Below are 25,028 nucleotides of genomic sequence, written 5' to 3'. Positions count from 1 at the left end.
GCGTTTTTCACACTCACTGGCCCGCCCCGAACGCGCCCAGCAACCTACGACGCAACACCGAATCCAAGCACATCATGCCGCCGCCAAAGACCAGGACTCCCAGGCCAAGGATGGCAAACGGCACAGTCATCACCGTGGTGCCGGTCTCCGCGAGAGCGTCGGGGCGAGCCTCTGTGTTGTTGCCGCTGTTATTGGACTGACCTGCTGCTGCGGCACAGCTGTCCTCCGGATCAAACATCGAACCGAAATCAAAATGGCCGCTATCGGCGTTACCCGGGGTACCAACGTTAAACGTCAACACCGCCTCGCCGCTGACGCTTTCACCGGCCTTTGTGGTGGCAGTCTGGCGAATCTTCACCCGATACGACCCGGATGCCGAAAACACCCAGTTGGGGTGCACGTGTGAATTCGCCGGAATAGTGTGGCGGCCTTCGAGCTTGCCGTTGCCCGCAGAAAACCACTGCTCGCCCACCACCTGGCCCAAGCCACCCTGGGTGAACACGACCATGGAACCAGGCCCGTCAAAGCCTGTAACCTCCCACGTGACATCGCCCGTCGTATGCGCGATCAGGCTCTCATGCTGCGTGTTCGCACCAAGCCACGGAACGCCATCCTGCTGCGTCGCACCAATCATCCACGCTTTGCCAGCCGGCACCGGGCCGACCGCCTGCGGCAAATCCACTTCTGCCGCCTGACCGAGACCAAACACCAAGTCCTCCGGACGGGTCCAGGTGGCCGTCACGTTGCGGTCGTCTTTAATCATTGGGCGCAGCGTGGCCGTGCACTTCGGCGCCTGCTGTTGTTGCTGCGGCTTTTGGGCCTGCGACTGTGGCTGTTGCTTCGGCGCTTCCTGTTTCGGCGCCTCCTGCTTCGGCGCCGACTCGCTGGTGTTGTTATCGGCCGTGGTGGTCGCCTCACCGCCACCAACCCGCCACGTGTACACCGCCTGGTTCGACTCCGCGCCATCCGCCTTGGCAACCACGCGCATGGTGTAGACACCGGGCTGGGTAAACAGCCAGTTCGCGTGCACGTGGGACGGCTCCTCCTGCACAATGCGAGCACCACTGCCCAGCTTCGCCTGTCCACCATCCAGGACCGACTGATATGCGCCGAAGCTACCGGTTTGGAACACGTACACCTCGCCCGGTCCGTTAATCTCCAGAAACTCTAGGTCCACGCGGCCGAAGCCCCCTTCGCGTACGCCTTGGGTGTCCCAGCCCGGCCAGAGCAGATCAGAACGCTGCGTCTGCGGCAGGAGGTACCCGGCCGTACCAACCTCTGCGACGTTGGCCGTCTCCTCGGTATACGCCGCCTCCTCAACAATCAGTTCAACGCTTTCTGGTTGACGGCGTACATGACTGCCCGTCACGTCTTCCTGCAAGTCAAGCGTCAAGTTACCGTCGCTGGCGGTGACGTTGAATGCGTCGACGTGTCCGCGATCGAAGCGTTGCGTATCGGCTTTTGCCACCCCTGCCGGGAACGCCACCATGGCCACCATGGCCAGCGCGGCAGTGAGGACAACGAGTATCCAGAGCGCCTTCACCTTATTGGGAACTGTTTTCAACACTTAACGAATACTACTTTCATCAAGCGTCATTGCAAAAGCGCCAGTTGAGTCGCACCTGATCGCACCCCCTGACAAAGTCGACGACGCAGTTTGCGTTTCCCAGGTCGTGGCCAGATCTTCAAGGGGTGCTCGTCGAATTTGTCAGGATTTCCACCCCAAAACACCAAAACGCCCCGGCCCAGACCTTGAAAGCCTGGCGCCGGGGCGCTCTAGAAAGCGCTAAGCGCTAGAAGTTTATGCTTCTGCGTAGTTCTTCTGAACAGACGGGTCAACCGGAACGCCCGGGCCCTGGGTTGCAGAAACGGTGATCTTCTTCAGGTAGACACCCTTGGCGGACGCCGGCTTCAGACGCAGAACCTCATCCAGCAGAGCGCCGTAGTTCTCAGCGAGCTGCTCCGGGGTGAAGGACGCCTTACCAATCAGAGCGTGCAGGTTAGCTGCCTTGTCCACGCGGAAAGCGATCTTGCCGCCCTTGGACTCCTCAACAGCCTTTGCAACGTCCGGGGTAACGGTGCCGGTCTTCGGGTTCGGCATCAGACCACGCGGGCCAAGCACACGAGCCACACGGCCAACCTTGGCCATCTGGTCCGGGGTAGCAATAGCCACGTCGAAGTCGAGCTGGCCAGCGTTGATCTGCTCGATCAGCTCGTCGGTGCCAACGATGTCAGCGCCAGCTTCCTTAGCAGCGGTAGCCTTCTCGCCCTCAGCGAAAACAGCAACGCGGACGGTCTTACCAGTGCCGTGCGGCAGGTTGACGGTGCCGCGCACCAGCTGGTCAGCCTTGCGCGGGTCAACGGACAGGCGCATTGCCACGTCGATGGTGGCGTCGTACTTAGCGGAGGAGGTCTCCTTCGCCAGCTTCACAGCCTCCAGCGGGGAGTACAGCTTGTCGCGGTCAACCTTTGCAAACTGCTCGTTGTAATTCTTGGACTTCTTAGCCATATTGGGTTCCTTTCAGGAGTCGTGGTCTGCGGGCCTGGCTTGCGGCCCTGCCACTTACGCACATGTGCGTTGTTATTTACTTCTCAACCTCGATGCCCATGGAGCGAGCGGTACCAGCGATGATCGCCGCACCTGCCTCGATGTCACGAGCGTTCAGGTCAGCCTTCTTGGTCTCAGCGATCTCCTTGCACTGCTCCCAGGTGACCTTGCCAACCTTCTGGGTGTGCGGGACGCCGGAGCCCTTCTGCAGGCCAGCGGCCTTCAGCAGCAGCTTCGCAGCCGGCGGGGACTTCAGGATGAAGTCGAAGGAACGGTCTTCATAAACCGTGATCTCAACCGGGACAACGTTGCCGCGCATGGACTCGGTTGCAGCGTTGTATGCCTTGGTGAACTCAACAATGTTCACACCGTGGGCACCAAGTGCCGGACCAACCGGCGGAGCCGGGTTAGCCATACCAGCTTCGATCTGAAGCTTAATCAGGCCAGTGACCTTCTTCTTAGCCATCGAATTACCTCTATTCCTTGGTACAGGACGCAGCCACGATGTTTAGCGTGCGCCCTTCCGGATTCCGGGTGTATCCCAGCAACCGGGGATGAACGAATGAAAAACGCCGTCCGAAAAAGACGGACGGCGTTTAAGGTTACGCGGTTGAAGCGTCGATAAGCAAAACAGCCCTACATAATGCGTTCGATCTGGTCTGCGGTGAGCTCCACCGGGGTCTCACGGCCAAAGATGGACACCAAGGCCTGGATCTTGCCGGTCTCCGGATCAATCGCGTTAATCGTGGCGGAAACGCTAGCCAGCGCGCCGGACAGGATGGTCACAGCCTCACCAACCTGGTAGTCGTGCACCACCTGCTTGGCCTGATCCTCCGGCATTGCGATGACGGTCTCGCCGTCCTCGTTTGCGTTGGACTTACCCTCAACTGGGGCGACCTTCGGCATGAGGAACTTCGCCACATCGCGGTGCTTCACCGGGGTTGCGTTGCCCTCGTTGCCCACGAAGCTGGTCACGCCCGGCGTCTCGCGCACCACAGACCATGCAGCGTCATTCATGTCCATGCGGACAAGCACGTAGCCCGGCAGCAGCTTGCGCTTGACCAGCTTCTTCTTGCCGTCCTTGTTTTCCATGACCTGCTCGATCGGCACCACTACCTCATAGATGGAATCCTCCACCTCAAGCGTCTGAATACGCATGTCAAGGTTGGTCTTCACCTTGTTTTCGTAGCCAGAGTAGGACTGGATGATGTACCAGTCACCCGGTTGCTTCTTCAGCTCGCGGGTGTATTCGCGCAGGCGGGCACGGTACTCAGAGTCCGCGTCCGCCTCCTTGGCGGCTTCCTGCTCCAGCGGGTCGGTCTCCGGCTCAACCGGGGCGCCCTCGTCGATCATCTCCTGGCTTTCCTCTACTTCGAGTTCAGCTTCGTTCACATTCTGGTTTTCAGTATCCATTCGCTTTTCCACCTTCTAGAGCTTTTTGCTTACCGACGCCAACGTTTCCCGCCAGCCTACCCACGTTGATAGAGGCAGCTAGACAGAGGCCGCTAGCGAAAAAGTATCCCGCCTCCCCTGGCTTGCTGCCAAGGTGGCGGGAAAACGTTCGAAGTGCATTATAGCTAACGGATGAGCACCCACTCAACCAGACGCGTGCCAAGCCAGTCAGTGCCGGACATAAACGCGGTCAGGATGATGAGGAACCCAAACACCACGAGGGTGTAGTTAACCATCTGGCGGCTGGTAGGCCAGATGACCTTCTTCATCTCCTGGACAACCTCGCCTGGGAATGCTGCAACACCGCCAGCTACAGGCTCATCATCAGCGGTGGCTACTGCGCGCTTGGAGGCGCGCTTATCCTCGTAGGATTCGGAGGAAATGGGGGTAGCCCCGTGCAGCTGACGCTTACCGGTCGGCTGTGCGGGGGTCTGACCATTTGGGTTAGTCAAGAGAACTCCTCCAACTTGAAAGTTCTGGCAGGGGCGACAGGACTCGAACCTGCAACCTACGGTTTTGGAGACCGTTGCGCTACCAATTGCGCCACGCCCCTAGAGTGCAAATGCACCTAGACCCTACCACGCGACTGGGATCAGCCGCGTAACCGAGTTACGTAGCGATGGCGAGAATTGAACTCGCGACACAGCGATTATGAGTCGCTTGCTCTACCACTGAGCTACACCGCCATGCGTTTGCTAGATAGTTACCGCTAGGTAGATACCGTAACAAACAGCAGAGCCCCCTATCAGAATCGAACTGATGACCTTTTCCTTACCATGGAAACGCTCTGCCGACTGAGCTAAGGGGGCACAGCCTCTATGTTGTGGACCTCACCTTTCGGTGTGACCCGCTCCGTTGAAGCCTGGAAAAGATTAACCCGATACGTGAGTTAAACACAAATCGGCTGGTTAATGGATGTTTTTATAAGGGTTATAACGTTGCTGTTTGCGCGCTATAGCAGGCCCCTTAAGCCAGGCCCCCGGGCAACAAGCCGGGCAACAAGCCGGAACGCAAAAACCCGCCCTCCGCATTGATCTGCGTGGGCGGGTTTTGCGCATTCTGTGCCAGGTAGAAGATTCGAACTTCTGAAGGCTAACGCCGGCGGATTTACAGTCCGCTTCCTTTGGCCGCTCGGACAACCTGGCATGCGCTTTAAGCGCGTGGATTACTCTACATCACTGGACGCGCTAGTTAGCAAATCGCCAGGTAAACCCATACAAAACCAGGTAAACCGCTATCCAACACGGTCCACGGTCAAGGTTGCCAAGTTGGCAAGGGCGTGCTTGGCGGGGACGTCCGGAAGCAGGGAAAGCTCCTTTTCAACCACAGCGAGGTACTCGTAGACTTTCTCCAGCGCGCGTTCACGGCCGCGAGTTTGGGAGACGAGGTTGAGGGCGAAGTTCACGTGTGCGTCGTCAGGCAGAGGCCCTGTGAGCATGGTGCGCAGCTGTTGACCGGCCTCTGAGTCTTCCTCCATGGCGTAGAGGACTGGCAGGGTGAATACACCCTCGCGCAGGTCGGTGCCTGGGGTTTTTCCGGATTGCTCCGGGTCGGAGAAGATGTCAATAATGTCGTCCACAATCTGGAAGATAATGCCCACCGCAGCGCCGAGGCGCTGGCAGCTTTCAACGGTCTGACGCGGGGCGTCGGCAAACAGTGCGCCGAGATAGGCAGCAGAGGCGATGAGGACGCCGGTTTTCTCCTCGATAACCTTCAGGTAGTGCTCTACCGGGTCTTGGTCACCGGCGCCGATGGTTTCGCGCATTTGGCCGGTGACCAGTGTCTGGAAGGTGTCGGCAAAGTGGGAAACGGTCTCAGTGTCAATCTCCGCCATAAGGCGCGAGGTGTGCGCAAGCAGCACGTCGCCGGCGAGGATGGCCACGGAGTTGTCCCAGCGGGCGTTGGCGGAAGCCACGCCGCGGCGGCGCTCGGCTTCATCCATCACATCGTCGTGATAGAGGGTGGCCAGGTGCACCATTTCGGTCAGTACGGCACCCTTGGTCACGTTCTCCGCGTCCGGGTTTGGCCCAAATTCAGAGCACAGCAGCGCCATCAGAGGACGGAAACGCTTGCCACCGGCAAAGGCAAGGTGGTTGACTTTTTCGGTGATAAACGGCTCTCCGTTGGATAGGCGCTCCGCCAGTAGCGCTTCCACCTTTGCCATGCCGTTGGTCACGCGTGCATTGAGTGCGTCGTTACCAAGATCTACGGGAAACGCGCCGCGTGGTGACGGCTGGATGCCGTTGGTCATCGATGATGTCCTTGCAGGTTGAAAACGGGCATATGACAGTGACAACCGTAGTCCACACAATGCCTGTGGGATTGCAGCAGGGCCGGGCTGGCACAATGAGCACGTGATGTTCGATGTCGTAGTTGTGGGTGCAGGTCCAGCTGGGGCAACGGCGGCAATTGCCGCCCAGGAGCGCGGCTTGGGCTGTTTGCTTATCGACGCTGCGCCACCCTCCCGCGACAAAACCTGCGGCGATGGCCTCACTCCCCGGGCAATGGCAACGCTGCAGGCGCTTGGTTTAGAGCATGTGTTGCCTGCGTATCGCAACAAGGGGTTGAAGCTGCACGGCTACGGCGGGGACGTAACCGCCCCGTGGCCTGATGGCCAGTATCCGGCGGTTGGTTCCGCCAGCCCGCGCGTAGCGTTTGATGCGGCGTTGGTTGCTGAGGCTGAGGCACGAGGTGCCACAGTGTGGCAGTCGTGTGCTGCGGAGTCCGTGACGTTTCGTGCTGGCGCGATCCACACCGTGCACACCCAAAAGGGTGATGTGAGCGCCAAGTGGGTGATTGTTGCGGACGGTGTGCGCTCCCCCTTTGGCAAGCAGCTGGGGAGAAAGTGGCATAAGGGTGAGGTGTATGGGATTGCGGCGAGATCATATTGTGCATCCCCACGCAGCGATGACCCGTGGATGCATTCCCATGTTGAGCTGCGCGATGAGTCTGCGCTACAGCCGGGCTACGGCTGGATCTTCCCGCTTGGTAACGGCTATGTGAACCTCGGCTGCGGCGCCCTGTCCACCAACGCCCGACCGGCGAAGGTAAACACCAAAAAGCTGCTGCGCACCTACGCCGAGCAGCAGGTGGACAACTGGCAGCTGGGTCCTGTGGAGGACGTCACCTCTGCACTTTTGCCGATGGGTGGCGCGGTGTCCAACGTTGCTGGCCCGAACTGGGCGCTGATTGGTGACGCTGCGGCCTGCGTCAACCCTTTAAACGGCGAGGGCATTGACTACGGCATGGAGACTGCCGTGATGGTGATCGACATGATCACGGATGCCTCGAACGCCGGTGGCACGATGGATCTGACGTTGGCATGGCCGTTCGCGCTTCGCCAGGCTTACGGCGACGCTTTCGCCCTGGCACGCACGGCTGCGCGCCTGCTCACCTATCCCCAGTTCTTACCAGCCGCAGGCCCCTTGGCCATGCGTGGTGTGGGCGGGCGTTTCCTTATGCCGGCAGCGGCGCGCTTGATGGGCAATTTGGTCAGCGAAGAAGACCGCGACATGATTGCCAGGGCGTGGCGCGCCGTGTCCAAGCTTGCGCCACGAAACGCCCCGCTGTGGGACGTGCGGCGCTAATTTTGGGCCGCTAGCCTTCCTTCACCGCACTGTGAATGGCAACGATGCCACCGCTCAAGTTCTGCCAGCCTGCATCGGACCAACCGTTGGCGTTAATCGCGCGCGCAAGCGCCTCCTGGTCCGGCCAGGCGCGGATGGATTCCGCCAGGTATTCGTAGGCCTCCGGGTTGGAAGAAAACACCTTAGCAATCGGCGGCAGGGCCAGCGGCAGGTATTCCTTGTACAGGGTGCGGAATCCGGGGATGACGGGGGTGGAGAACTCGTTGACCGCCAGACGCCCGCCCGGTTTGGTCACGCGTGCCATCTCGCGCAGGCCGGTTTCGAAGTCGTGCACGTTGCGCAGGCCGTAGGAGATGGTTACGGCGTCAAAGGTGTTGTCTGCAAATGGCAGGTACATGGCGTCGCCGACAACCTTGGGCACGTTGCGGTCTTTGCCAGCGGCCAGCATGCCCTGGGAGAAGTCGCACGCAACCACCCAGGCGCCGGACTTGGCTAGCTCCACGGTGGACACAGCGGTGCCGGCAGCTAGGTCGAGGACCTTCTCGCCGGGTTTGAGTTCGAGGCGTTCGCGCGTGCGGCGTCGCCAGTATTTATCCAGCCCGAACGACAAAACTGTGTTGGTTTTGTCGTAGTTCTTTCCCACATCGTCGAACATCCCGGCAACGTCGAAGGGCTTTTTCTCCAGATCCGCCTTGGCCATGCTGCGCAAGTCTACTTCGCCACCCACAAAAGGAGGCTGTTCACCCTCCCTCCACTTGCAAGTTCGGATAGCCGAACTTTACTATTCACCACCATGGGACATGATGAAGCCAACATGGGCGCGTGGCTTGAAGCCATCACGCTGTTTGAGACTGCTCGCGACGGCGACCACGTGGCCTCAGCACGCCTCGTGTACTCAAGCGCCGATCCCGAAAAAGTCACGCTCAACCTCATGCGGCTGCTTGCCGTGTACCTGCGTGATGAGTCTGCGCAGAAACTAGACCGTTTCATCGCCACGTCCCACCGCGTCGGCCCGCCGCCGCTTCCATACCTCTAAAAGCCACTTCCCAACACATAAAGAAGGAACCACATGATGAAAACCAAGGCACTTGCCCTTGCCTTCACCGCTGCCCTCTCCATTGGCCTGGTGGGCTGCTCTGCGGAAAGCTCGCAGGAAACAACCTCCACCACCGCCAGCGACAAGGACCTGCCGGTAGTGCTCACCACGTTCACGGTGATCCAAGACATTGCCGCCAACGTGGCTGGCGAGCACCTGAAGGTGGAATCCATCACCAAACCCGGCGCGGAGATCCACGGCTACGAGCCCACCCCAGGCGACATCGCACGTGCTGCAGATGCGGACCTGATTTTGGATAACGGCATGAACCTGGAGAACTGGTTCGCGCAGTTTGTTGCTGATCTGGATGTGCCGCACGCGGTGGTCAGCGAGGGTGTGGAGCCGATCGACATCGCCGAGGACGCGTATGCCGGCAAGCCCAACCCGCACGCCTGGATGAGCCCGGTAAACGTGCAGAAGTACGTGGACAACATTGTGAAGGCGTTCAGTGAGATCGCCCCAGAGCACGCCGAGGATTTCAAGGCCAACGGCGAGAAGTACAAAAACGAACTCCAAGGTGTCCAGGATGAGCTGGAAACCAAGCTGGCAGCAGTACCCGACAACCAGCGTGCGCTGGTGACCTGTGAGGGCGCGTTTTCCTACCTGGCGCGTGACGCAAAGCTGACGGAGCGCTACATCTGGCCGGTCAACGCGGAGCAGGAGGCCACCCCGCAGCAGATCGCGGGTGCCATTGAGTTTGTGAAGGAAAACGACGTCCCGGCCGTGTTCTGTGAGTCCACGGTCTCCAACGCCCCGATGATGCAGGTGGTTGAGGCCACCGGCGCGCAGTTCGGCGGCACGCTGTACGTGGACTCCCTGTCTGAAGAAAACGGTCCGGTGCCGACCTACCTGGATCTGATCCGCCATGACACCAACACCATCATCGAGGGCCTGACAGGGAGCACAAAGTGACACCGGCGATAGCGGTTGACAACGTGGTGGTGCGATACGGCGATGTGCTCGCACTCGACGGCGCAACACTCACCGTGGAGCCGGGCCGCATTTGCGGTCTGATCGGCATGAATGGCGCTGGCAAATCCACGTTGCTCAAGGCGATCATGGGGCTGGCGAAGCCAGACTGCGGCGAAGTGCGCATCAACGGCATGGACCCGCTTCGCGCCCGCAAAACACAGGTATTGGGCTACGTCCCGCAAAGCGAAGAGGTGGACTGGCAGTTCCCGGTCACCGTGCGCGATGTGGTGATGATGGGCCGCTACGGCCACATGGGGTTTACCCGCCGCCCACACGCCGATGACAACGCGGCGGTCAACAGTGCCCTTGCGCGCACCCACCTCACGGACTTCGCCGATCGCCAGATCGGGCAACTGTCCGGCGGGCAGAAAAAGCGCGCGTTTATCGCCCGAGGCATTGCGCAGGGCGCGAGCATCATGCTTCTGGACGAGCCCTTTGCCGGCGTAGACAAACACTCCGAGGCGACCATCACCGCCCTGCTTCAGGAGCTGGCTTCAGAAGGAACCACAATTTTTGTGGTCACGCACGATTTGGTGGCGCTGCCACAGCTCGCGCCGGAGACGGTCCTGTTGAACCGTCGGGTGCTCATGCACGGCCCAACTGACGTGGTGTTAGAGCCCGACAACCTGGTGCAGGGATTTGGGATGGGGGTCGCATCATGATCAGCAACATGATCGATATCTTGACGCAACCGTTTGCGTATGACTTCATGGTGCGCGCACTTGCCACGTCACTGGTGGCGTCGGTTGTGTGCGCGGTGTTGTCCTGCTGGCTGGTGTTAGTTGGCTGGTCCCTGATGGGCGATGCGGTCAGCCACGCGGTGCTACCCGGCGTGGTGCTGGCCTACATCGTGGGCGTGCCGTTTGCCCTGGGTGCGGTGGTCTTCGGCTTTATCGCAGTGGCCCTGATCGGGCTGGTGCGTGATACCTCCCGGGTGAAGGAAGACGCGGCCATTGGCATCGTGTTCACCACCATGTTTGCGCTGGGACTGGTACTGATCTCGGTCACGCCCTCGCATACGGATCTAAACCACATCATCTTTGGCAACCTGCTTGGTGTCTCCCGCGGTGACTTGCTGCAGGTGCTGCTCCTGGGCGCAATCGTCCTCAGTGTGCTACTGCTCAAGCGCCGGGACTTCACGCTGTACGCTTTCGACCCGATCCACGCGCACGCCATTGGGCTTAACCCGCGGCTGCTGGGTGCGGCATTGCTGGCGCTGTTGGCGCTGACTTCGGTTGTGGCGCTGCAGGCCGTCGGGGTAATCCTTGTCGTGGCTATGCTGATCATCCCCGGCGCTACCGCGTATCTGCTGACCAACAAGTTCGGCACCATGCTGATCATCGCGCCGACAATGTCCGCGGCATGCGCCATCATTGGGCTGTACTGCTCCTACTACCTGGACACGGCCTCTGGCGGCATGATCGTCCTGGCTCAGGGCGTGGTGTTTGCCGTGGTGTACCTGTTCGGCCCGCACGGGGTGACCCGGGAGCGCCGTTACGCCTCCAAGCGAACGAAGACGGAGTCCGTGGCTTCCTGACCAAGCGGGACCGCTGCGCTGGCGCCGGTCAGCCGCACCTCAAGCGCACCGGAGTAAGGCGCCCCCTGGCCCACCTCCAGGGTGGCGCCGACAACAAGCCCGTGGCTGTCCAGGAATTGGAGCAGCTTCGGGTCATCGTCTGAAATCCGCTCAATCGTGGCTTTCTGGCCGGGCTCGACGCCGGTAAGCGGGACGGCCTGAGGTGCGTCGATGCGCCCGCTCGCGGAAGGGATGGGATCCCCGTGCGGGTCGCGGGTGGGGTGGTCCAGGAAGGCGTCAATGCGCTCAACCATGAAGTCGCTCACGGAGTGCTCAAGGTTTTCGGCCTCATCGTGCACCTGATCCCAGGTGTAGCCAAGCGCCTCCACCAAAAAGGTTTCAATGAGCCGGTGGCGGCGGATCATCGCCACCGCGAACGCGTGGCCGGTCTCCGTCAGTGTGACTGCGCCGTAGGGCTGATGCTGGACCAAGTCCTGCTCACCCAACTTGCGCACCGCCTCAGAGACGGTGGATTTACGCAGGTCAAGGTGTTTGGCAATAGAGGTAGACGTTACCGGTTCATCCGACCACTCTGCCAGCGCCCAAATCGCCTTGAGATAGTTCTGGGTGCTGGGGGAAAGATCACCGACTGACATATCGGCCACTCTACTTGCGGCGCTACTTACCAGCAGCACCCGGCCGAGTCATCAACACCAACGCCACAGGCCCGCTGGCGGTGCGCTCCCCCGTGCACGACTTCGACGCACTGCAGGACCCGCAGCCGCCAGCGCAGCACGCTGAGCCCAGCGGTTCCAGCTTCAGCAGATCAGTGCGCTCTAAGTGGTGGATAATCGCATCCACCGTAGAGGTGGACAAGCCGGTGCGCCGGCAAATCTCCCTACGGCTGCGCGCACCCTCACGCATGGCGGTAGTGACGGCCTCCATTGGTGGCATGTCCAGCGTCTTGGCAGCGGTAGCTTTTCTGCGAAACATCACATGAACACCCGCAGCACCTGGAATGTCAACACGGCTAAAAGCCACGCCACGCCGATCTGGCCCACCATGGTAATCATGGTCCAATTCCAGCCGATCTCGCGCCGCTGCGCGGCAAGCGTTGCCACACACGGCGTGTAGGCCAGCAGGAAGATCATGTACGCCCAGGCGGCGGCGGTTGCGTGTCCGCCGGAGGACTGCTCAAAGTCCGCGCGCACCGCCCTAGCCAGGTCCGAGTCACCCTGCTCTTCGGGGCTTGCGTCACTTTCCAAAGGATCGGCCACCGCATAGGTTTGCGCCCAAGTGGAGATCAGTGCCTCCTTGGCCAAAAACCCGGTGATCAGCGGGCCGGTGAGTGACCAAGAGTTGAAGCCAGCCGGCTCAAAGACCGGCGCGATCGCCTCAGAGACCACGCCGTAGACGGAGTCCTGCGGGTGCAGCTCCTCATCGCCCCAAGAGTAGCCAGCAACGGCCGGGGTGGACTGCAAGAACCAGATGGCCACCACGGTTGCGACGATGATGCCGCCCGCCGTTTGTAAAAAGCCCTTCAGACGCGCCCAGGTCACCGACGCCGTCAGGCGCGCCGTGGGTAGCTGGTAGACCGGCAGGTCAATCACCAAAGGGTCTGCGCCGAGGGTGCGCCACAGCAGGTTCTTCAACACCAAGCCGGAGAGCACCACCAACACAATGGAGATCACGTACATGGCAAACACCACAAGTCCCGCATGGTCGGGGAAGAAGACGTTCGCCATCATCACGTACACCGTCAACCGGGCTGAGCACGAGGTAAACGGCACCAGCATGGCCGTCAAACGGCGCTGGATTGGCGACGCCAACACGCGAGTCGCCGAAATCGCCGGCACATTACACCCGAAACCCACAATCAGCGGAATAAACGCTTTGCCGGGCAGGCCGATCGCCCGCATGACGCGGTCCGCCACCACGGCCGCACGCGCCATGTATCCGGAGTCCTCCAGCACCGCGAGGCAGAAAAACATCAACGCCATCAAAGGCACGAACGTTAAGACCATGCCGACGCCGTTGATGATGCCGTCGATAAGCAGGCCATGCACAAATGGGTAATCCAAGCCAACCGCAACAAGGCCGGCTGCCGCCCAGTCGGATAACGGCCCAGTGAAGAAGCCTTCCATCCAGTCTTGGAAAGGTGCGGCGACGGTGGTGGTGATCTCAAAGACCACAAACATGGCCGCCAGGAAGATCAGCGGGCCAAGGACTGGGTGCAGGACGAAACGGTCGATGGTTTCGGAGGTGGTGGCGCGGCTTTCGTCTCGAAGCGTGGCGGCCGTGACTGCATCATCGATCCAGGTGAAGCGGGCATCGGCGGCCTTGAATCCGTCATCCTCGGGGGTGTGCGGGCGGTGCGTGACCACCGGCTTGTGCAGCTCTTCGTGCACCACCTCAGCAAGACCAGCAACTTCACGACGCCTCGGGTCAAGCGCCACCACCGGCACCCCCAACTTCGCCGACAAGACGTCCGCATCCACCTCAAGCCCCTGGCGCTGGGCGACATCGCCCTTGGTCAGCACGATCACCATGCGATACGGCAGCTCCGCAACCTGCGCAGCCAAATAGAGCCCGCGCGAGATGTTGGCGGTATCCACCGCAACCATGACCAGATCAGGCCGGCCCTCCCCCAGTCTGCCGGGGTTATCCAACAGCAGCTCGCGCGTCAGTGCCTCATCGGGGCTGATCGGGTCCAGCGAATAGGCACCAGGAAAATCGATGACGTTGTAGTCCCCACCGTGCTTCTCACTGTGCTCGCGCGCCCGGCGCGAACCCTTGTGGCGACCAGCTCGTGCAGCCGACGGTCAAGTGCCGCGTCAGCGTTGGTGGTGGTGATGGTGGTTTGGGTGCCCACCGGAACGTCGATAAGCAAAAGCTCCTGTGCCATGCGCCGCATCCTTTTACACTGAAGAGCATTAGGTAAGGGTTACTCATGTACGTTTAGCCTTACCTGGCGCGAAAAGGGGCCCCTATGCCCGTTTTCTTTTCCCCGGGATCTTCGCCCATCCTGGCAGCGGCACTTCGCGGCCAAAAATGTTCACTACTGTGCGGTTATAGCCTGCGATCGCCTCGTCGTAGTAACCAACTAGCTGCGTACACAACGCGTCCCAAGTTTTATCCGCAACCGAGGCACGCGCGTTGGCTTTGAGCTCATCCAATCGGGCAGGATCAAGAATCCAGGCGGCGGCCTCCGGCAGGTCCTGCTCAAAGGTGTCAACGTCTAGCAGCATGCCGTTGACGTGGTTAGCAATCAGGTCGATCGGACCACCCGCCTTCGGGCCAATGGTGGGCACACCGCAAGCCTGCGCCTCCTGGATGGCCTGGCAGAACGTTTCAAACTCACCGGTGTGCACGAAAAGATCCAGGCTGGCGTAGGCGCGCGCGAGCTGCTCGCCAGATAAAGCACCCGTGAACACCGCGCCGGGAAGCGCTGCTTCGAGTGCGGCGCGCTCCGGGCCGTCACCAACAATCACCAGCTGAATCGACGGGTCTGCAGCAAGCGGCGCAAGGCGGTGCGCGGACTTCTCCGCGGCCAAACGGCCAACAAACCCGACAATGCGCTTCGTGCCGCTCGGATCCCACTTACGGCGCAGCATCTCTGAACGACGCCGCGGGTGAAACAGCTCCGCGTCCACCCCGCGCCCCCAGTGGTGCACGTTCTCAATGCCGTGCTGTTCCAACTCTGCGATTGCCTGGGAAGAAGGCGCAAGCGTCAGTTCACACATGTTGTGCAGCGTGCGCGTCCACTCCCACGCAATGGAAGCAACCATGGCTGCGTGGTACTTCGTGGCAAAGCCAGCCACATCCGTCTGGTACAGCGCCACCGACGGAATCCCCAGCTGGGCGGCGGAAAACGCGCCCGCACCGCCAAGCACAAACGGGCTGGCCAAGTGGATCACATCCGGCTTGAACTCCGCCAACGCCGCCGTGACGTTGGTGGTGGGCACGCCAACCGGCAAGGAATCCACCATCGGGATACGCACCGTGGGCACGCGCACAATCTCAAAACCCAGGTAGTCCGGAACCTCCTCCTGGAAGTCGCGCGCGCCAGGGGCCACCACGATCGCCTCGTGGCCCTCCGCTTTGAGATGCTCAAGCACGCGCAGCACGGAGTTGGTCACACCGTTAATGTTTGGCAAGAACGATTCTGCAACGATTCCCACTCGCATACTCAGTCACCCTGGCACAGTTAAGGAAATTTTTGCGCAACCCAACGTGAAGTCCGCGTGAATTCTCACGGCCAGTAACACGCCTACTTGTTTAAGCGCTGCGCCAGCGCGCGACGCGTGTGACGAGTAGTGACGGCTTCCACGATGGTGATCGGCGCGGGCTGCGCTTCCACGTCAACCAGGATCTGCTGCAGCTCCGCCACATTTTCTGCACGACGGTAATCAGCACCATAGCCTTCGGCGATGGCCTCAATGTCCGCGTTATGCGGGGTGCCAAAGGCGCGCTCGAAGTACTCGCGCACGTGATCCGCTCCCACCTCCAAGGTTTCAAAGATGCCGCCGCCGTTGTCATTGGCCACCACGATGGTCAGGTTGCCTGGCCGCGGCTCATCCGGGCCGATCAGCAGTCCGTTCACATCGTGCAGGAACGTTAAATCCCCCACCAACGCAACGGTGCGCGGGGCACGGATCTCATCCGGCCGCAGCGCCTGCGTAGCCAAGGCAATGCCGACCGCTTGGGACAGCGTGCCGTCAATACCCGCAGCGCCGCGCGGCGCGTACGTGTCCACACCATCAAAAGGCATGCCGACTAGGGACGCATCACGCACCGGATTCGATGCGCCCAGCACAAACGTGTCCGCAACCGCAAGCGTATCGCACACGGCTGCCGCAACATGCAGGCCGCTAAAGCCAAACTCCTCGCTCTCTAAGGCGCTGCGGACGGTTTCCGCGCCCACGTCGCCGGCGGCATCGCAGATCTTCAGCCACGTGTCCGTCGGCTGACCCGTCACACGCACAGAGGAACCACGCGCGCTCGGGTTGCCCGTGAAAATCTCGCTACGCGACAGCCCGATGACCTCAATCGCCGGGTCTGCCATCAGCGCCATCACATCGCGGTGCAGCGTGGGGTGCCCTACCACAATGATCTGCTCCGGCTTCGTGGACGCCGCGAAATCACCACCGTCGTGGGAAATCGCCACCTCCGACTGCGCAAAAAACCTCGCCGCCAGCGGGTGTACCTGGTGAAAGGGCGTCGGCGCGGTCGGCTCCGCAATCGTGGGCACGTGCTCCAGCCCGGGTACCTCCCACGCCTCATCACCAGCAATGACCAGCGTGTCGCGCGTCAGGTCCACATCCACCACGCCGTGGTCCACAAACCTTGTCGCCTGAGTCAGGCAGCCCGGCCCCACCCTCCGGAGCTTCTTGCTTACCGACGCCACGTTCCCCGGCACCAACGGCACATCCAACGCCACGTTGATATGCACTTGGGGGGCAGTAAAGGAGATCCCGCTGACGTGCTCCAGCAACTGCACCTGCTGCGTTTGTGCATAACGGCCGAAGATGCCCTGCTGCCAGATAGTTTGGCTCGCACCAGTGCCCACCAGGTGTTCCGGGCGATCCGCGCTGATCACCGCGAGCGGGGTGTGCGACATGTGCGCCTCGACTACCGCTGGAAGCGCGTTCGCAACCGCCGTACCAGACGTCATAACCACACCAACGTGGCGTTTCTGCACGCGGGCGAGCCCTAAGGCTGTGAAGGCGGCCGAGCGTTCGTCGATACGCATGTGCACCTGGATATCCCCACGCGCAAGCAACGCGTACGCCAGCGGCGAGTTGCGCGAACCTGGACTCATCACCACATCAGTGACATGTTCTGCCAGCTGATCAGCCACCGCCGAGGCAAGTTCAAACGACTCCATGCTTACCCCCTCGACAACTCATCAAGCTTGTTCAACAGTCCCTCAAAATCGATGTCCGGCAACGGGACATCCGTTGGCAGCACCTCAGTAGGCACAACCGGGGCTGGCTGATCACCCGGATTCTCGTTGTCACGTTCCCCAAAACCGAAATCAAAGGGTTTGCGCGTGGTGGTCACTGTGGTGGTAGCCGTGGTGGTTTCCGTCACCGTCACCGGCGGCTTGTTCGCCTCCTGCGCCGAAGCACGCCACAGGAAAAACAGCACTACGGCCGCAACCGCCAGAATCGCGGCAAGCAAACCGAGTGCCAACGCCGCGGTATTCGTCCCCTTCTGTGGCGTGTTATAGCTTGAAACGCCGTAATCCGGCTCGCCGTAATACGGCTCGTTGTAGCCGCCCCCGTACTGGCTGGACGGGTCCGGAAAATACTGCTGCGGGCGACCCGGATACTGTTCACCCGAATCGCCCGCACCGAACTGGCGCGTCTGGTTATCCATGCGCCATAAGTTACCGCACCAAGCCTGTAAGTGTTAGAGCACCAAACCGAACACCGGCACAGCGATGAAGTAGGTAGCCAGGGAGATCAGCACCAGGCCGATCAGGTTCAGCCCGACACCGCCCTTGATCATCTCGCCCATCTTGACGTGGCCGGAGGAGTAGGCGATAGCGTTCGGCGGGGTTGCCACCGGCAGCATGAACGCACAGGTTGCGGCCAGCGCAACCGGGATAGCCAGGATCAGGACGTTCATCTCGGTGGACTCGGTCAAACCAATACCCACTGCAACACCGCCCATGATTGGCAGGAAGGTTGCAGCCGTTGCCGTGTTGGAAGTCAGCTCCGTCAGGAACAGCACCAGCGCCGCGACCGCAGCCAACAACAGGAACACCGGCAAGACCGACAGACCCTTGGCCTTCTCACCAATCCACAGGGACAGGCCCGTGGCGGTGAACATGGCGGACAGGCTCAAGCCACCACCGAAGAGCAACAACACGTCCCACGGCATCTCATTGGCGGTCTTCCAGTCCAAGATGCGCTTGCCGTCCTTGCTTGCCGGGACAATGAACATGAGCAGGCCGGCGATAATGCCCACAACTGCATCGTCATACGGGAAGTCCCATCCGAAATGGTTGCGGCCCAACGGGATGAAAATCCAGGTCAGCGCAGCAAGCAAGAAGATGACACCCACGGCAACCTGCGGGAAGGTCCACGACCCAAGCTTCTTCAGCTCAGCGTCAATCAGTTCCTTACCGCCCGGGATCCGGTCAACCTCAGGCTTGAAGACGGTGATGAGCATCCACCACGCAATAAAAGTGAACACGATTGCAACCGGCATACCCACAAGCATCCACTCACCGAAGCCGATGGTGATGCCGTGCGCTTCCTCCATGTAGCCCTTCAGCAGAGCGTTCGGCGGAGTACCAATCAGGGTGCCCAGGGAACCGATAGACGCAGAATATGCAATTGCCAACATCAGGGCGGTGGCGAAACGCTTCTGGTTCTTCATGCCACCCACGGACTCCGCGGTCAATGCCAACACGGAGGTACCGATCGGCAGCATCACCACAGCGGTTGCGGTGTTAGACACCCACATGGACATAAAGCCTGTGGCCAGCATAAAGCCCAAGATGATGCGCTTCGGGCTGGTACCAACCATCTTCACCACGACCAACGCCAGGCGACGGTGCAGGTTCCAACGCTGCAGGCCAAGGGCCATCAGGAAGCCACCCATGAACAGGAAGATAGTGGCGGAAGCGTACGGGGAAGAGACGCTCTTAAACGGCGCAACCCCCATGACCGGGAAGATCGCAAGCGGCAGCAGTGCGGTTGCGGCAAGCGGGATCGCCTCCGTCATCCACCACGCCGCCATAAGGACAGTCGTTGCGGCGACAACGCGCATGGACTGCGCGGAGTACTCCACGCCCTCCTTCGCGCCGGAAGACTGGGCGACAGTGTCAGCCGCTCCTGCTGGGAAGAAGATGTACACCAAGATTGCCAGGACAATACCTGTGAGCAATCCGATGAGTTGGCGGCGCCACTCGCCCGCCTCGGGGCTTGGGGCGCGGTCACCGTCTGACAAGGCGGTGGATTCATGAACTACGGGAGTAGACATCTCGAGTTCCTCTCTGTGACGTCACCTAAAAACGGGAATGACAATTTCCGCATTGCACTTTAACCCCACGTGTTGCCCAACCCAGCGAAACTACCGAAGTGTGACAACTTCTACACCCGAAGTTGGGTAATGCACTCCCTCACACGGTCGAACCACCAGTCACGGGTTGTGTCGGGTGCGCGTAGAGCATGGAGGCGTTCCGGGTCGGGGGTGGTGTGGGTGAGGGGCAACGTGCCGTTGTGAAGCTGACGCTCCGGTGCAACATCCTCCAGGAACAACCGCTGGGTGGCTAGCCCGGCCGCGCGCGATCCGGTGAGCTTCGCCGCCACCAGGCCGGCATCAATTCCTACCGCCGTATCCAGAGCGCTGGCCACGGTGAGCTGCAGGTTCAGCGCTTCAGCCAGCTGCAGCGTCCTTCGAACCCCACCCAGGGGCGCTTGCTTGACCACACCCACGGGAACCACCCCAACCACCCTCCCCGGATCCTCGGCACGGCGAATCGACTCGTCCGCAGCAATCGGCGTGCGCACCTGGTTCTGGACAGCACCGAGCTCCTCGACCGTTTTGCAGGGCTGCTCGATGTATTCAAGCGGGCCGCCTTCGGTGAGTGCACGCTCCGCCTCGACGGCTTCGGCAACACTCCAGCCGCCGTTGGCGTCTACACGAATCGCGGCCTCCGGACGCAGGCGGCGAACTTCGTTGACGCGCATGACGTCATCTTGGAGCGTCTGGCCGGGATCGGCGACCTTGACCTTGAAGGTTTGCACGCCCGGGAAGCGCTCAAGCACGCCTTCGACATCGTGCGGCTGGAGCGCCGGGACCGTGCCGTTGACCGGCACTGCGCCTTCCGCTTCGGGCAGACCCAAGTAGGCGGCTTCCAGCCCGGCGCGCAGCCAGTGCTTCGCTTCCTGCGGCTTGTACTCGGTGAACGGGGAGAACTCGCCCCACCTCTTCGGGCCGTTAATCAGCAGCGCCTCGCGCGTAGTAATGCCGCGGAACTTCACCCGCATCGGCAACGCCACCACGTGGGAGCGCTGCAGGATGTCATCAACGTTTATTTCTTGGATTATTTCCTGGATGTTGAGGGGGTTTTCGGGCAGTTCCATGCGCGCCAGCGTAGCGTGGGTGACCATGAGCGCACCTGAACGCAGCCGGCTGGCACAGCGACTGTTTCCCGACGGCACCGAGCCCGACCCGCGCTTCACCCTTGCCAACGAGCGCACCTTCCTCGCCTGGACGCGCACCTCCCTGGCGTTTTTGGCAGGCGGGGTGGCGTTGGCTGCTTTCGACATTGACGGGTTACACCCCGACTACCAAACCGCTGTCGCCATCCTGGTGATCCTCGGCGGGCTGTGCATCTCCGCCGGAGCCGCAGTGCGCTGGGTGCACGTGGAGCGGGCCATGCGCACTGGCCGACCTCTGCCCGTGCCGGCGATTATCCCGGTGTTGTCCTTCATCGTGTTTGTGTCGCTGGCGGTGACCATTGTGATGGTGGCGGTGTAGGTGTCGCGTTCAGGTAGGTTGCTGCCTGGGCGTTTGCCTTCGCAAGCGCCGCTGCAGGCGCACGAAGATCCCGGCCTGCAGCCGGAGCGCACCTCTATGTCCTGGGCGCGCACAGCGATGGCGATGCTGGTGGTGTCCTTGACGTTGCTGCGCTGGGCAGATGCCTACGGTCCGGCGATTTTCGCGTTGATCTGCGTCCTGGTGGTGTGCGCTATTTACTTAGTGTCCTCTAACCGCGCGGACTACTTGCGGGACGTCCACGGAATCCAAGACGAATCCCTCTCCCCCAACATCGCGCGGGTGATGGTGACGGTCTTTGCCGTCACGCTGTTGGGCTTGGGCGCGGTGGCGTTGGTGCTGACGCGGTAGTTTCGGCCGCCCCGTCGGTTCCCGCCTGCTGGCGGTTCCCGACCAGCTTCGCATTAACCACACCGAAGCCCACGTACCATCACCCTTATGAGCCAGAACCCCCAGGACCCCCAGTACTCCACCGTCAATCCCTTCGACGCCTCCCAGTGGAAGCCGGCAACGAACGATAAGTTCACGGACATCACCTATCACCGCCACGTGGGCACGGAGCGCAAAGACGGCATTGTCCGCATCGCGTTTGACCGCCCGGAGGTGCGCAACGCGTTTCGCCCCCACACTGTGGATGAGTTGTACCGCGCACTGGATCATGCGCGTCGTGACCCGTCCGTGGGCACGATCCTGCTTACCGGCAACGGTCCGTCCGAGAAGGACGGCGGCTGGGCGTTTTGCTCTGGCGGTGACCAGCGCATTCGCGGCCGCTCCGGTTACCAGTACGCAGGTGGCGACACTGCGGACACCGTCGATGAAGCCCGTGTGAAAGCCGAGGGCGGCCGTCTGCACATTCTTGAGGTGCAGCGTCTGATTCGCACGATGCCGAAGGTGGTCATCGCGGTGGTTAACGGTTGGGCGGCTGGCGGCGGCCATTCGTTGCACGTCGTTTGCGACCTCACTATCGCATCGAAGGAGGAGGCACGTTTTAAGCAGACGGACGCGGACGTCGGGTCCTTCGACGCCGGCTACGGGTCCGCCTACCTGGCCAAGATGGTGGGCCAGAAGTTTGCGCGTGAGATTTTCTTCCTGGGCCGCACCTACTCCGCGGAGGAGATGCAGCGGATGGGTGCGGTAAACATCGTGGCTGATCACGCTGAGTTGGAGAACGAGGCGATCCAGGTTGCGCGCGAAATCAACACGAAGTCCCCCACCGCCCAGCGCATGCTGAAGTTCGCGTTCAACCTGGTTGATGACGGCTTGATGGGCCAGCAGGTCTTCGCCGGTGAGGCCACTCGCCTGGCCTATATGACCGATGAGGCTGTGGAGGGCCGCGACTCCTTCCTGCAGAAGCGCCCGCCGAATTGGGACGAGTTCCCCTACTACTATTAGGAGCTTTTTGCTTATCGACGCCCAGCGTTCCCCCAGCCCCAACCGCTAGCCTCACCACATGTTGACTCACAGTATGCCGAACCGAACGATCATCACCGCCGGCACCGCCGCTGCTGTGCTGGCGCTCGCTTCATGCGGTACGCCGGGTCCGCGGACCCGGACGCAGCGGCTACCCCGCCTGCGCCACCACCAGCGTCACCACAGCAACACCTGCGTGACACCTACGCGGATGCCGTCGCCAACCCGGCGCGGTTCTTCCCGGAGCCGCAGCCGGGGCATGACGGCACGTTCCAGTACGCGTTGTTGGACGTGGATGGTGATGCCGTGCCGGAGTTGTTGGTGAGTGAGGGTGGTACGGGAGAACGCAGAGTAGCAATAGCCCTAGCAACCGGGGAGCAGGCCACAAGCACGCTTGCGGACGGCGAGGGGACGCTCCTTTTTTCCAACGGGATGTACCCGGGTTTGGAGGAGTACCGCTTCGGCGAGACCACGGCGACCATCACGCAGTACGAGCTGCGCGGCGGGCGCGTGGAGCAGGTCCGCGGGCCGACGGAGACGGTTGTTGGCAACCCGCTAGATGAATTCAATGTGATCAGCTGGCTGCCCACCACCGACCCCAGCGCGCTGAACACGCTGGATACCTTGGCAAACACCGACCCGCTGGCGCAGCCCCTGGCTGGCAGTTTTCGCCAGTACTCTATCGAACGCGACTGGCGTGGCGACAGCTTCAACGTGGAGATCGCCTACCCCAACGTGACCTACCCAGAGTTGGGCTGCCGCGGCACACTCGAACCGACGCCACCCGGCCACACGGGCCAGGCCGGATTCGTCGAGCACATCACCGAAGGTACCTGCGACGACGGCGGCACATGGCATTTGCTTCTCGACGCTGCGTCGCTCCAAGCCGGCACCCCCGCCATCTATAAGGCGCGCTATGTGGCGCCGGATGGCCGCTACGTCGCAGACGGCGGGTTCAGGTAGCTGGTGGGCCTAAGATCGAAGCATCATGGTCCTTGAAGTAGACGTCAACTCACAGCGACTTGCTCGCACCTTGTTTAGCCACCCTGGTGGGTTCGTCCTTCTCATGCGCGATGACTCGGAGGACACCAATGCTGTGATGCGCCGCTTGCAAGAGCAGATCCCGCCGGATGCGCTTCGCGTGATCACGCCGAGCACCATTCCGCTCCCCCAGTTCGGTGGCTACACAGCCCCAAGGCGCTGTGTACCTCCTCCGGGATATCGATCAATGCGACCGCAACGCGCTGACGGGATTTGTTGACTCCCTTGCGGCAACCGATGCCTTCTTCATTGCGGCGGGCACGCAAGAGTGGGCGCGCAAACTGGCGTCTGTAGAGGTGAAACTCGACGCTCTCCCTCAACCGCCACAGCCAGCACAGCCGACGCAGACAACAACCACCGCACAGGCACCACACGGGACGGATCCGATAGCGGAGGCGGAGAAGGCCCTGTACGGCGGGTTTGTGGGGGTGGCGGGTGATTGGTTGGGCGTGGCGTCGATAAGCAAGAAGCGCACACAGCTTGCAATCATGACTGCAGTGGCTGACTGGGACATCGAGGGGCTGCGAAAGGTTGCATTCGGCGACACCGCCAGCGACCTTGCCCCCGCCATGCTTGAGATTGTGCAGCATTTTGCCGAAGCGGCGAGCGGCGCTTCCCTTTCCCAGCACCTGGCCACCTTGCCGGTGGCTCCAGAGACGGACTTCTTCACGGGTTTTATGCACCTGGCCAATGACGATATTCCGCGGGCCCTCAACCACTTGAGGCCGCGTCCCGGCGAAAGCGCCCATGGCCAAGCTCTGGAAGACGCCGCTGTACGCGCGCGCCCAATTTGTGGCAGGCCACTGGACCGATGCCAAGCACACAGTGGAACACGGTCTGCTCCTAGCTGAAAGCAACGAAGCTCGCCTTGTAGAGCCACTCCTCTTATGGACGGGAGCCTACATCGCAGCTTTGGAAGGCAAGCAGAGCCTAGCGGAGCATTATTTGCGACGCAGCGCCCCCGGCGCCGACGCCTTCACCATCCAACAACTGCCATCGCTGATGGCCAACATGGTGATCGCCGCGCAGCTCAGCGACATTCCAACAGCGCTGAAAGCTGGGGAAAACTTGGCTAGGACCGCGAAGCGGATTTTTCCGCGGCCGGAGTTTTGGCCGCGGGAGGACGTCTACGCATCAAGCCTGATTCGCGCGGGCCACCTCGACGAGGCTGAACAGGTCCTAGCCCCGGCGCTGGATGATAGCGCTCGGGAGGTTTCGCTTTCCGTGCGCGCGAAGTACTCAATCCCGATGGCAAGCATTGATCTTCGCCGCCAGCACGCCACCGCGGCGTTTTCCGCTTTTGAGGATGCGGTGGAGATGCTCCGGGACGCCGGCATGCCCGCGTACTACGCCCGCTCCCTGTATGAGTACGGGCTGGCAGAGCTGAGGTATGGGCGCAGGAATAAAGCCGCCGAGATTATGCATCTGGCGGCTGAACTCTACGGGTCGATGGGGGCTTGGGCGATGCTGCGACGCTGCCAAGCGGAACAGCAGATCACTACAGCCGAAAACCCAGCCTTAACGCTTTTGACAGCGCACGAGAGGGAAATCGCTCACATGGCAGCCAGCGGTGAAACCAACAGTGGCATTGCCCGGCAGCTAAACCTGTCAACAAAAACTATTGAGTACCACTTGACCCGCGTGTACAAGAAGCTCGGCGTAAACCGCAGGGCAGACCTGGGGTCCGCCCTGCGATCAATTCCTTAACGCTTGGCGCCCTCTCGGTCGATGACTGCCAGCGGCTTGGTCCGCACGGAATGGAACCAGTCAAACACCGCAATCATCATTAAAAACCGGAATACCCACGTGCCTTTTCTGGGCGTGGGGTGTCAATAAGGTTGTAAAAACTCAACGAGTGGACCTGACCCCTGTTTGGTAGACACCTCTGAT

At 61.3% G+C, this 25,028-nt stretch carries 26 protein-coding genes, 4 tRNA genes and 1 pseudogene; 11 read left to right on the top strand and 20 right to left on the bottom strand.

Annotated elements, in window-relative coordinates:
• Positions 1-13: 13 nt before the first annotated feature.
• From HMPREF3101_RS12200 to HMPREF3101_RS10320, 10 genes are all read right to left on the bottom strand, one after another.
• Positions 14-1,567 (bottom strand): TIGR03773 family transporter-associated surface protein, encoded by a 1,554-nt coding sequence (locus HMPREF3101_RS12200; RefSeq protein ID WP_070465302.1) that lies wholly within the window; start codon positions 1,565-1,567, stop codon positions 14-16.
• Between the two features lie 234 nt (positions 1,568-1,801).
• Positions 1,802-2,509 carry a 50S ribosomal protein L1 gene (gene rplA / locus HMPREF3101_RS10360; RefSeq protein WP_070465300.1) on the bottom strand — a complete coding sequence of 236 codons (708 nt, stop codon included), beginning with the start codon at positions 2,507-2,509 and terminating at the stop codon, positions 1,802-1,804.
• Between the two features lie 76 nt (positions 2,510-2,585).
• Complete coding sequence (gene rplK / locus HMPREF3101_RS10355) at positions 2,586-3,014, bottom strand: 50S ribosomal protein L11 (protein ID WP_052205427.1); 429 nt, start codon at positions 3,012-3,014, stop codon at positions 2,586-2,588.
• 170 nt (positions 3,015-3,184) lie between these two features.
• On the bottom strand, positions 3,185-3,961 hold the full coding sequence (gene nusG, locus HMPREF3101_RS10350) for a transcription termination/antitermination protein NusG (RefSeq protein WP_070465297.1): 777 nt from the start codon (positions 3,959-3,961) through the stop codon (positions 3,185-3,187).
• A 164-nt stretch (positions 3,962-4,125) separates the two neighbouring features.
• Complete coding sequence (secE, locus tag HMPREF3101_RS10345) at positions 4,126-4,452, bottom strand: preprotein translocase subunit SecE (RefSeq protein WP_070465294.1); 327 nt, start codon at positions 4,450-4,452, stop codon at positions 4,126-4,128.
• A 25-nt stretch (positions 4,453-4,477) separates the two neighbouring features.
• Positions 4,478-4,553: transfer RNA gene (locus HMPREF3101_RS10340), tRNA-Trp, on the bottom strand.
• 61 nt (positions 4,554-4,614) lie between these two features.
• Positions 4,615-4,686: transfer RNA gene (locus tag HMPREF3101_RS10335), tRNA-Met, on the bottom strand.
• Between the two features lie 50 nt (positions 4,687-4,736).
• Positions 4,737-4,809, bottom strand: a tRNA-Thr gene (locus tag HMPREF3101_RS10330).
• Between the two features lie 253 nt (positions 4,810-5,062).
• Positions 5,063-5,145 (bottom strand) — tRNA-Tyr (locus HMPREF3101_RS10325).
• Positions 5,146-5,234: 89 nt separating this feature from the next.
• A complete protein-coding gene (locus HMPREF3101_RS10320; RefSeq protein ID WP_070465290.1) occupies positions 5,235-6,251 on the bottom strand; it encodes a polyprenyl synthetase family protein in 1,017 nt (338 codons plus the stop codon).
• Positions 6,252-6,357: 106 nt separating this feature from the next.
• On the opposite strand from HMPREF3101_RS10320, the gene HMPREF3101_RS10315 reads away from it, so the two are divergent.
• The gene (locus HMPREF3101_RS10315) at positions 6,358-7,587 is read left to right on the top strand and encodes a geranylgeranyl reductase family protein (protein ID WP_070465287.1); all 1,230 of its coding nucleotides are present in this window, start codon (positions 6,358-6,360) and stop codon (positions 7,585-7,587) included.
• A 10-nt stretch (positions 7,588-7,597) separates the two neighbouring features.
• On the opposite strand, the gene HMPREF3101_RS10310 is transcribed toward HMPREF3101_RS10315, so the two are convergent.
• The gene (locus tag HMPREF3101_RS10310) at positions 7,598-8,287 is read right to left on the bottom strand and encodes a demethylmenaquinone methyltransferase (protein WP_070465395.1); all 690 of its coding nucleotides are present in this window, start codon (positions 8,285-8,287) and stop codon (positions 7,598-7,600) included.
• A 93-nt stretch (positions 8,288-8,380) separates the two neighbouring features.
• Between HMPREF3101_RS10310 and HMPREF3101_RS10305 the strand changes: the two genes are divergently transcribed.
• From HMPREF3101_RS10305 to HMPREF3101_RS10290, 4 genes are read left to right on the top strand one after another with little or no spacing between them, the layout of a single operon-like run.
• The gene (locus HMPREF3101_RS10305; RefSeq protein WP_141737441.1) at positions 8,381-8,623 is read left to right on the top strand and encodes a hypothetical protein; all 243 of its coding nucleotides are present in this window, start codon (positions 8,381-8,383) and stop codon (positions 8,621-8,623) included.
• A 33-nt stretch (positions 8,624-8,656) separates the two neighbouring features.
• Entirely contained in the window at positions 8,657-9,595 is a 939-nt protein-coding gene (locus HMPREF3101_RS10300; RefSeq protein WP_371327078.1) for a metal ABC transporter substrate-binding protein, read from the top strand.
• Positions 9,592-10,317, top strand: coding sequence for a metal ABC transporter ATP-binding protein (locus HMPREF3101_RS10295; protein WP_070465278.1), 726 nt, complete (start codon positions 9,592-9,594; stop codon positions 10,315-10,317). The genes HMPREF3101_RS10300 and HMPREF3101_RS10295 overlap by 4 nt, the downstream gene beginning before the upstream one ends.
• On the top strand, positions 10,314-11,192 hold the full coding sequence (locus HMPREF3101_RS10290) for a metal ABC transporter permease (RefSeq protein WP_070465274.1): 879 nt from the start codon (positions 10,314-10,316) through the stop codon (positions 11,190-11,192). The genes HMPREF3101_RS10295 and HMPREF3101_RS10290 overlap by 4 nt, the downstream gene beginning before the upstream one ends.
• On the opposite strand, the gene HMPREF3101_RS10285 is transcribed toward HMPREF3101_RS10290, so the two are convergent.
• From HMPREF3101_RS10285 to HMPREF3101_RS10245, 9 genes and pseudogenes are all read right to left on the bottom strand, one after another.
• Positions 11,150-11,827: a metal-dependent transcriptional regulator gene (locus HMPREF3101_RS10285; RefSeq protein ID WP_070465271.1), complete on the bottom strand. Its 678-nt coding sequence runs from the start codon at positions 11,825-11,827 to the stop codon at positions 11,150-11,152. The two genes, HMPREF3101_RS10290 and HMPREF3101_RS10285, sit on opposite strands and share 43 nt — an antisense overlap.
• Positions 11,828-11,849: 22 nt before the next feature.
• A complete protein-coding gene (locus tag HMPREF3101_RS10280; RefSeq protein WP_141737440.1) occupies positions 11,850-12,164 on the bottom strand; it encodes a hypothetical protein in 315 nt (104 codons plus the stop codon).
• Positions 12,164-13,921: pseudogene (gene feoB, locus HMPREF3101_RS10275) on the bottom strand (ferrous iron transport protein B); the annotation flags it as partial. The gene HMPREF3101_RS10280 and the pseudogene feoB, both read right to left, overlap by 1 nt.
• A complete protein-coding gene (locus tag HMPREF3101_RS10270) occupies positions 13,855-14,076 on the bottom strand; it encodes a hypothetical protein (RefSeq protein WP_070465265.1) in 222 nt (73 codons plus the stop codon). The gene HMPREF3101_RS10270 and the pseudogene feoB, both read right to left, overlap by 67 nt.
• An 82-nt stretch (positions 14,077-14,158) precedes the next feature.
• Positions 14,159-15,358: a glycosyltransferase family 4 protein gene (locus HMPREF3101_RS10265; protein ID WP_070465262.1), complete on the bottom strand. Its 1,200-nt coding sequence runs from the start codon at positions 15,356-15,358 to the stop codon at positions 14,159-14,161.
• Positions 15,359-15,441: 83 nt separating this feature from the next.
• Positions 15,442-17,058 (bottom strand): 2-succinyl-5-enolpyruvyl-6-hydroxy-3-cyclohexene-1-carboxylic-acid synthase, encoded by a 1,617-nt coding sequence (gene menD / locus HMPREF3101_RS10260; protein ID WP_070465257.1) that lies wholly within the window; start codon positions 17,056-17,058, stop codon positions 15,442-15,444.
• A 2-nt stretch (positions 17,059-17,060) separates the two neighbouring features.
• On the bottom strand, positions 17,061-17,552 hold the full coding sequence (locus tag HMPREF3101_RS10255; protein WP_070465253.1) for a hypothetical protein: 492 nt from the start codon (positions 17,550-17,552) through the stop codon (positions 17,061-17,063).
• 33 nt (positions 17,553-17,585) lie between these two features.
• On the bottom strand, positions 17,586-19,166 hold the full coding sequence (locus HMPREF3101_RS10250) for an SLC13 family permease (protein WP_070465249.1): 1,581 nt from the start codon (positions 19,164-19,166) through the stop codon (positions 17,586-17,588).
• 110 nt (positions 19,167-19,276) lie between these two features.
• The gene (locus HMPREF3101_RS10245; protein WP_070465390.1) at positions 19,277-20,272 is read right to left on the bottom strand and encodes an o-succinylbenzoate synthase; all 996 of its coding nucleotides are present in this window, start codon (positions 20,270-20,272) and stop codon (positions 19,277-19,279) included.
• Positions 20,273-20,297: 25 nt separating this feature from the next.
• On the opposite strand from HMPREF3101_RS10245, the gene HMPREF3101_RS10240 reads away from it, so the two are divergent.
• The 6 genes from HMPREF3101_RS10240 to HMPREF3101_RS10215 all read left to right on the top strand — a co-directional run bounded on the left by HMPREF3101_RS10240 (position 20,298) and on the right by HMPREF3101_RS10215 (position 24,845).
• The gene (locus tag HMPREF3101_RS10240) at positions 20,298-20,669 is read left to right on the top strand and encodes a YidH family protein (protein ID WP_070465245.1); all 372 of its coding nucleotides are present in this window, start codon (positions 20,298-20,300) and stop codon (positions 20,667-20,669) included.
• Between the two features lie 33 nt (positions 20,670-20,702).
• The gene (locus HMPREF3101_RS10235; RefSeq protein ID WP_083280216.1) at positions 20,703-21,038 is read left to right on the top strand and encodes a DUF202 domain-containing protein; all 336 of its coding nucleotides are present in this window, start codon (positions 20,703-20,705) and stop codon (positions 21,036-21,038) included.
• Positions 21,039-21,125: 87 nt separating this feature from the next.
• A complete protein-coding gene (locus HMPREF3101_RS10230; protein ID WP_070465240.1) occupies positions 21,126-22,079 on the top strand; it encodes a 1,4-dihydroxy-2-naphthoyl-CoA synthase in 954 nt (317 codons plus the stop codon).
• 132 nt (positions 22,080-22,211) lie between these two features.
• On the top strand, positions 22,212-23,060 hold the full coding sequence (locus HMPREF3101_RS10225; RefSeq protein WP_070465237.1) for a hypothetical protein: 849 nt from the start codon (positions 22,212-22,214) through the stop codon (positions 23,058-23,060).
• A gap of 215 nt (positions 23,061-23,275) precedes the next feature.
• Positions 23,276-23,989, top strand: coding sequence for a hypothetical protein (locus tag HMPREF3101_RS10220; RefSeq protein WP_141737439.1), 714 nt, complete (start codon positions 23,276-23,278; stop codon positions 23,987-23,989).
• On the top strand, positions 23,886-24,845 hold the full coding sequence (locus HMPREF3101_RS10215; protein ID WP_083280215.1) for a helix-turn-helix transcriptional regulator: 960 nt from the start codon (positions 23,886-23,888) through the stop codon (positions 24,843-24,845). The genes HMPREF3101_RS10220 and HMPREF3101_RS10215 overlap by 104 nt, the downstream gene beginning before the upstream one ends.
• The last annotated feature ends 183 nt before the right edge of the window (positions 24,846-25,028 follow it).

The sequence above is a fragment of the Corynebacterium sp. HMSC29G08 genome, from assembly GCF_001806875.1.
Classification (GTDB): Bacteria; Actinomycetota; Actinomycetes; order Mycobacteriales; family Mycobacteriaceae; genus Corynebacterium.
The sequence above is the reverse complement of the archived record's forward strand: the minus strand, read 5'-3'. Positions and strand labels throughout refer to the sequence as shown.